The sequence below is a fragment of the Piscirickettsia salmonis LF-89 = ATCC VR-1361 genome, assembly GCF_000297215.2.
GTDB lineage: Bacteria > Pseudomonadota > Gammaproteobacteria > Piscirickettsiales > Piscirickettsiaceae > Piscirickettsia > Piscirickettsia salmonis.
In genome coordinates this window covers 8,118-14,735 of record NZ_AMFF02000009.1, presented here as the reverse complement: position 1 = coordinate 14,735, position 6,618 = coordinate 8,118, and the positions used below count along the sequence as shown (strand labels likewise).

Genomic DNA, 6,618 nt, shown 5'->3' with positions numbered 1-6,618 from the left:
TGATTAATTATCCATATTGAAAATTTAGTTCAATATGGCCCAAGTGTCAGATTAGATCTAAAGCTCTACAGCTTAGGCGATTAAAATGTTTATGACCTGTGCGTAAGGTGAGTGGTTAATTTGATCTATAGTGCTAATTTTTGCTCCTGCTCTTGCTCTGGCTCCTGATCTGGTTCCTGCTTTAGTTCTGGCTCTGATGAGGTATAGCCCTCGGCACCTTGCTGCTGAGTTTGAAAAGGAGTGGTATTTGGTAATAAATGTGAATAATCAAATACCTGATTATTAAATGAGAGGTGTTGTAGTTGTTTTAGCAAGACACGCTGTTGTAGTGCACAGATAAATGCTTGAGCTAATGGAGAAACTTCATGCTCTTCGGCTTGAACGTTCAGGCGGACTGGACAGCGTTTGGCTTGATTCATAGTACACACTGATTCGACGAGCTGAGCAAGAGTGGTGGCTTGTTTATTTTTTTCTTCTTCTTGCTCTTCAAGGGGAATGCTCTGGCGAAGAGGGCAATGAAATTGAGCTTGTATTTTTATCGGTGTGTCTGGGGTCGGTGTACCTGGGGCAATTTGTGTTAATTGAGCGTCTAGCTTTGGTCCATTGTTCACTTGGTAATCAAAGATGTTAAAGCCATCCTCTTTTTTCAATATCTCACCAACAGTAACGATGATGCCGATTTGTCGAGGGGATAATAATAGTTGATGAAACTCTTCACGGCTCATTGCAGTTAAAGTCTTTGGCTCTAGATCAGAAAAGCTGAATCCCTCAGCTGGAAGAGATTGCTTAGGTTTTTTCTCTAGTTGTAGATTGAGCTCTTCTTCTTCAAGTAATTTTTGTATTTTATCCGCGGCTTCTTCAGCTTCTTCTTCATCGAGGTCAGGTACTTCAATGTTGTAGTTAGCTAGCTGTTCTCTAAGGTAGTCTAAAAATATTGCTTTCTGTGCTGCGAGTATATTTTTCTCGATGATTTGCAGATTAAAGCCGGCGATAATTGCCGCCACTATACTTTTTTCTGCTGGCGTTCTTGAGTTCCACCATTGTTCAAGTGTCATATGTGCTCACCTTATATTTTTATATGTTCTGAATTTCTTATCAGATATCAATATTTTTTAAATTAGTCAATATTACTTTTTATAAGAATATTTGAAAATCTACTTGGAGCTCGATTTTTACTCTAAATATATTGATTTTTAATTATTTTATTTAGCTTAAGCCAGTGCTATTTGATCTTGAAATTTATAGGCAAGTCGTGTGTAAGAGCTATTTGCTCGTTAATATTAATTTTTCAGCTAATTTTTCGGTTTTCTGTGTTGCATGCGTATCAAAAAATAGACTGACCTCGCCTGTTACTGCTTTAGAGTAAGCTGTTTTTATTGCTAAGGCGATAAGGCCAATGCCCGTTAGTGCAATCACTACATTGCCAATAACGCCTTGCCAATCTCTATGTGTGGATAATGCTTTGGCCGCTGCGGAAGATTGAATGATCTCTTTTATCTTATCTCTATATGTTAAGACATAACCGATCATATTCTCGTCCTCATTAGCATCTTTCTTCTGCGTATAGCTATGAATAAAATCGTCTCGACAGGCTGTTAATTGTTGTGCTAAGTCGTGTGTTGCATGAATAACTTCTTGTTTGCATTGTTTAGTTCCCCAGCGAATAAATTGCTCTACTATGGTGGTTAGTTGTTGTTACAAAATCAGGAATTGCTTTCTTAGCTAAATGGGGAGTTGCTAGGCCGATTATTTGGGCGACAGCTTGGCAAAAATCACCATGGGGCATATGCTGAGTGGTGTCGGCGCCGGTGTCACTTAAGTAGTCAAACAGAGTAAATAGACGAAAATACTCAAGCATGGATAACTGGCTGATGAGTTCACTATATTGTTCTGAGAATACACGTTGAATTTCAGGCCAAGTCTGCTCTGCTCCGATAACTGTTTTACCCTGGCTATTATTAAGGCTAACGTTTTGATATGCTTCTTGAATAAAGGGAAGCATTTCTTCGAGAGCACGGCGCCTATTTATACTATTAGGTCGGTTTAAATATGCTTTCAGTTTTGATGTTACTGGCATCGATTTTTATCCTTTTTTTATCCTTATAGTTTTGAAAATTATTTGTTACATATTAAAAATATACTAGTGTTATCTTTCCATGAGGAGTAGGTCTTCGCCTAATTGCTCAGCTTTTTGAGCTGCATTTGTATCAAAAAATAGGCTGGCTTGGCCTGTTGTGGCTTGAGAGTGGGCGGCTTTGACTGCTAAGGCAACAAGGCCAATTCCTGTTAGCCCAATCAGTACATTGCCGATGATACCTTGCCAGTCCTGCTGAGAAGAGAGTAATTTTGTTTCTGTGGATGATTCGATAATTTCTCTAATTTTTCGCCGATAATTTGGCACATCATCCGTAATTTTATATCCTTGATTAGTTTCTTTATTTTGAATAATACGCTGAATAAACTCATCTCGACAGCCTGCTAACTTTGTCGCTAAAACATGTGCTGCGCGCGTGATTTCATCATTATCGTGAGTTACCCCCCACTTAGTAAACTCATCTATACATTGGTTGCTGTTTTCAATAAATTGAGGAATTGCTTTTGTAGATAAATAGGGAGTGGTTAGATTGATTACTTGGACGACAGGCTGACAAAATTCACCATGGCTGATGTGCTGAATCTTATCGCAGCTAGATTCAGTAAGGTCATCAAATAAAGTATATAAATTAAAGTATTGAAGTATTGACAGTTGGCTGGAGAGTTCACCATAGTGGGCTGAGAATATTATTTGAATTTCAGGCCAAATCTCATCTGCACCAAATGGTTTATTTGGACGTTGCTTTTTTACATTTTCATATGCCTCATTAAGGAGCGGAAACATTTCTTCTAAGGCGTGTTTTTTATTCGTACTGTTCGGTTCGTTCAGGTAGGCTTTGAGCTTGGACGTTGTTGGCATATCGTGTTTTATCCTTGCCCACTTTGGAGCTTTTTATTCACTAGAATATCAAAAACATGCTAAGTGTATTTTACACTGGGTGGAGTCCTGATACTAGATTTAAATAATGATGTAAATTAAAGGGATATTAATATGTGCTTATTCTTTGATTTATGAGAGGAGTAAGGTTGTGGTTGACCTTGCCTAGAGATACAATGCAGCATATTGATTATGCTTAAAAACTCTAGAAAAATGTTGGGAAATGCTAGGAAATACTGAGTTGAGATTAAATAATTATAATAAATATAATGAGAAAATTAATTTTATGATAAAAATAAAGTGGAAATACAAAGTGATAAATCAATGACAAAAAATAATGAATACAATGCAGATGCGATTGAAGTATTAACTGGTTTAGAGCCGGTGAAGCGCCGTCCAGGGATGTATACGGATACGCTACGTCCTAATCATTTGGGACAAGAGGTGATAGATAACAGCGTTGATGAGGCGATGGCTGGGTTTGCAAATAAACTGCATGTTATTTTGTATGAGGATCACTCTCTTGAGGTCATTGACAATGGCCGAGGCATGCCCGTTGATATTCACCCTGAGCGTAACGTATCAGGGGTGGAGTTGATTTTAACTAAACTCCATGCAGGGGGTAAGTTTTCGAATAAAAACTATCGCTTTTCTGGTGGCTTGCATGGTGTTGGGGTGTCTGTGGTCAATGCGCTATCTAAACGGGTTGATATTGAAATTAAACGAGGGGGCCAGCGTTATCATATTGCCTTTGAAAACGGTGATAAAGTCGAAGACTTAACGGTTGTCGGTAAAGCGCTGAAAAAAGACACCGGCACACGAGTGCGCTTTTGGCCGGATGGACATTATTTTGATTCAAGTCAGTTTTCAATTATGCGTTTAAAGCATACGCTGCGAGCTAAAGCGGTTTTGTGTCCGGGTCTTGAGGTCATTTTTGAAAATCGTCAGGGCGATGAGTCTTTTAATTGGCATTATGCGGCAGGATTGGTTGATTACTTAAAAGGTGTGGTCAATGAATATGACCCGGTGCCTAAACTGCCCTTTGAAGGTGCATTTGTTGCAGAAACAGAAACGGCGGACTGGGCGATGGTGTGGTTGCCCGAGACGACTGGGGTGATGGCAGAGAGCTATGTGAACTTAATTCCAACAGCCCAAGGCGGTACGCATGTGAATGGCTTACGATTGGGTTTATTTGAAGGGATGCGAGATTTTTGTGATTTACATCAGTTATTACCGCGTGGGGTAAAATTAGCTGCAGATGATGTGTGGGAGCACTGTGCTTATGTACTGTCAGTGAAGATGCAAGAACCACAGTTCTCCGGTCAAACTAAAGAGCGGTTATCTTCCAGGCAATGTGCTGCCTTTGTCTCTGGTGTAGTGAAAGATGCCTTGGCCTTATGGCTAAACCAAGATGTTGAGCAAGGTAAAGCGATTGCTGAAATCGTGATTCGTAATGCACAAAAGCGCGTGCAAGCGAGTAAAAAAGTAGTACGTAAGCGCATCACACAGGGGCCGCAATTACCGGGGAAACTGGCCGATTGCGTCAGTCAAGATGTCGAGCGTGGCGAGCTTTTTTTAGTTGAGGGTGATTCAGCCGGTGGCTCAGCGAAGCAAGCACGTGACCGTGATTATCAAGCGGTGATGCCTTTGCGTGGCAAGATCTTAAATACCTGGGAAGTGGCATCAGAGCAAGTGTTGGGTTCTCAAGAAGTCCATGATATTGCTGTGGCTTTAGGCGTAGATCCTGGTCAGCACGATTTAAGTGGTTTGCGTTATGGCAAGGTATGTATCTTGGCCGATGCAGATTCTGATGGCTTACATATTGCGACGTTATTATGCGCTCTATTTTTGCGCCATTTTAAAGCGTTAGTAGAGCAAGGTCATGTCTATGTAGCAATGCCACCTTTATATCGCGTCAGTATTGGTAAAGAGGTTTTTTATGCACTGGATGAAGAAGAAAAAGAGGGTATTTTAGACCGTATTCAAGCGGAAAAGAAAAAAGGTAAGTTGGTTGTCCAACGTTTTAAAGGCTTGGGAGAAATGAACCCTTTGCAGCTGCGTGAAACGACAATGGCACCGGAAACACGCCGTTTAGTGAGATTAATGGTGGATGATGATGCGGCAACTTTCTCGCTGATGGATATGCTGCTGGCAAAAAAACGTGCGCAAGATCGTAAGAAATGGTTGGAGGAAAAAGGCAATTTAGCTGCAGTATAAAACTTTAGCGTGTGATCTGAGGGTGAGTCTGTCTGATTTTGCTCTCGATTATGCCAAATGATGAGTTATTTACCTTACACTTACACTTTATCTAGCGATTTCTTTTGTTTTTGAAGATATTCTCGATTTTACTAAAAACAACTTTCGATTATTTTTAAGTATAGAGCTAAGTTTCTGTGTCGATGACATAGCAGATGAATGTCATGTTGTTTGGCTGTTGACCAGGTATTAGTTTTGTCAAATTAATAAATAGTACAACTTTATTGTTGTGGTAGGGAGAGTTGTTATGCCAGAGCTTACATTCTTAAAAATAGAAGGCTATCACCCCTCTCCTACTCAGTTAGCTCGTGTGGTGCAAGAAGCAGCAGATGAGTCAGGTGAAAAGCTTGGCAAGCATTATTTTGATTTGCAAGGACAATTATTAGCGGAAGGGAAATTATCAATAAAAGACGAGAATCTTCAAGAGCGGAAGCTTTCAAAACGAAGTGTGTTGGTGGCCGTTGATCTGGTTGAGCGCGCAGTAGGAGAGGGTGAAGAAGCTAAGCTGGAGTTTTTTTATCAACAGTTAGCAGGTACGCTTCCATCGCCATCACTAAAAGAGAGACTAAAGACTAACTTTGATCGTCTTACTTGTTCAGACCAACGCTTTAGTATTATTCCGATTCATACGCTGCGAGCCATGGAGTGCTAAGCACGGGGTGAGTAGGCCGAGGTAGGTTCGGGTTTTGCTCGGCGATTTTGCATCATTGGATGTGCAAAATACCTACCGAGGTAGCGACGCTTACGAAGAAATGTATTTTCATGTGCAGCGCTGTGTTAATGCGGTAACGACAGACCAAGGTAGAGCACGTGCTGCGTTTGAGTTTGCTTATGATCATGTTTATCAGTTGATCAATGCGGATATTGCAGCCTTTTTGAATGATCGTGAGGGTGTTGGTGTAGGGGAGCTTAATCGATTTATTGATCAGCAGCGTGTTAAGTATGCAACGGTTGCAGAAAGTATGGTGATGAGCCATTTATTATCGCCTCCTGTGGCAGAGTTAAGAAAAAAAAGTCGCAAGTGGTTAAAAATACACACTGCAGCGGATATGGATTTCATTGGAACTAATCAGGAGACAGGCGTGTTGACTTATGTCAGAGGTACGGAGAAACAGCAGTCCTCACACAGTAAGAAAGACCAGCCTGCGGCGATGATGGTTATAGATCGCTATGCTTTAGTGGGATCTGATGGTGTCAAACCATCGCAGTCCCAAGTTATAGCGCTCAACGAATAGTTTCTGACATTGACTTCATTACTTGACTAAGCGCTGTCTCTAAATTTATTTCATCTTGATCAAGCTTCATGCGAACCCTATTTTTAAGCGGTGACCATACATGCTCGATCGGGTTTAAATCAGGAGAATAAGGGGGTAAAAATAATAAGTGACAAT

General features: G+C 40.6%; 8 protein-coding genes. 3 read left to right on the top strand and 5 right to left on the bottom strand.

Annotated elements, in window-relative coordinates:
- Positions 1-125: 125 nt before the first annotated feature.
- From C200_RS00840 to C200_RS00830, 4 genes are all read right to left on the bottom strand, one after another.
- The gene (locus tag C200_RS00840) at positions 126-1,055 is read right to left on the bottom strand and encodes a hypothetical protein (RefSeq protein WP_051307360.1); all 930 of its coding nucleotides are present in this window, start codon (positions 1,053-1,055) and stop codon (positions 126-128) included.
- Between the two features lie 208 nt (positions 1,056-1,263).
- Entirely contained in the window at positions 1,264-1,530 is a 267-nt protein-coding gene (locus C200_RS16310) for a hypothetical protein (RefSeq protein WP_016211516.1), read from the bottom strand.
- A gap of 118 nt (positions 1,531-1,648) precedes the next feature.
- Positions 1,649-2,077 carry a hypothetical protein gene (locus C200_RS16305; RefSeq protein ID WP_016211513.1) on the bottom strand — a complete coding sequence of 143 codons (429 nt, stop codon included), beginning with the start codon at positions 2,075-2,077 and terminating at the stop codon, positions 1,649-1,651.
- A gap of 69 nt (positions 2,078-2,146) precedes the next feature.
- Positions 2,147-2,953: a hypothetical protein gene (locus tag C200_RS00830; protein ID WP_016211512.1), complete on the bottom strand. Its 807-nt coding sequence runs from the start codon at positions 2,951-2,953 to the stop codon at positions 2,147-2,149.
- A 342-nt stretch (positions 2,954-3,295) separates the two neighbouring features.
- Here C200_RS00830 and parE point away from each other — a divergent pair, with 342 nt between their 5' ends.
- The 3 genes from parE (at position 3,296) to C200_RS00815 (ending at position 6,462) form a co-directional block, all read left to right on the top strand.
- A complete protein-coding gene (gene parE / locus C200_RS00825; RefSeq protein WP_016211514.1) occupies positions 3,296-5,188 on the top strand; it encodes a DNA topoisomerase IV subunit B in 1,893 nt (630 codons plus the stop codon).
- A gap of 286 nt (positions 5,189-5,474) precedes the next feature.
- A complete protein-coding gene (locus C200_RS00820) occupies positions 5,475-5,879 on the top strand; it encodes a hypothetical protein (protein ID WP_032126157.1) in 405 nt (134 codons plus the stop codon).
- A 34-nt stretch (positions 5,880-5,913) separates the two neighbouring features.
- Positions 5,914-6,462, top strand: a complete 549-nt coding sequence (locus C200_RS00815; RefSeq protein ID WP_033923634.1) for a hypothetical protein — start codon at positions 5,914-5,916, stop codon at positions 6,460-6,462.
- On the opposite strand, the gene C200_RS14695 is transcribed toward C200_RS00815, so the two are convergent.
- Positions 6,452-6,618 (bottom strand): transposase (locus tag C200_RS14695; protein WP_080750107.1); only part of this gene is annotated, 167 nt, incomplete at its 5' end. The genes C200_RS00815 and C200_RS14695 overlap by 11 nt on opposite strands.

Excerpts from the sequence above, each read along its gene's own strand:
- C200_RS00840 (WP_051307360.1), bottom strand. The coding sequence starts at position 1,055 with ATGACACTTGAACAATGGTGGAACTCAAGAACGCCAGCAGAAAAAAGT.
- C200_RS00830 (WP_016211512.1), bottom strand. The coding sequence starts at position 2,953 with ATGCCAACAACGTCCAAGCTCAAAGCCTACCTGAACGAACCGAACAGT.
- C200_RS00820 (WP_032126157.1), top strand. The coding sequence starts at position 5,475 with ATGCCAGAGCTTACATTCTTAAAAATAGAAGGCTATCACCCCTCTCCT.
- C200_RS16305 (WP_016211513.1), bottom strand. The coding sequence starts at position 2,077 with ATGCCAGTAACATCAAAACTGAAAGCATATTTAAACCGACCTAATAGT.
- parE (WP_016211514.1), top strand. The coding sequence starts at position 3,296 with ATGACAAAAAATAATGAATACAATGCAGATGCGATTGAAGTATTAACT.
- C200_RS16310 (WP_016211516.1), bottom strand. The coding sequence starts at position 1,530 with ATGATCGGTTATGTCTTAACATATAGAGATAAGATAAAAGAGATCATT.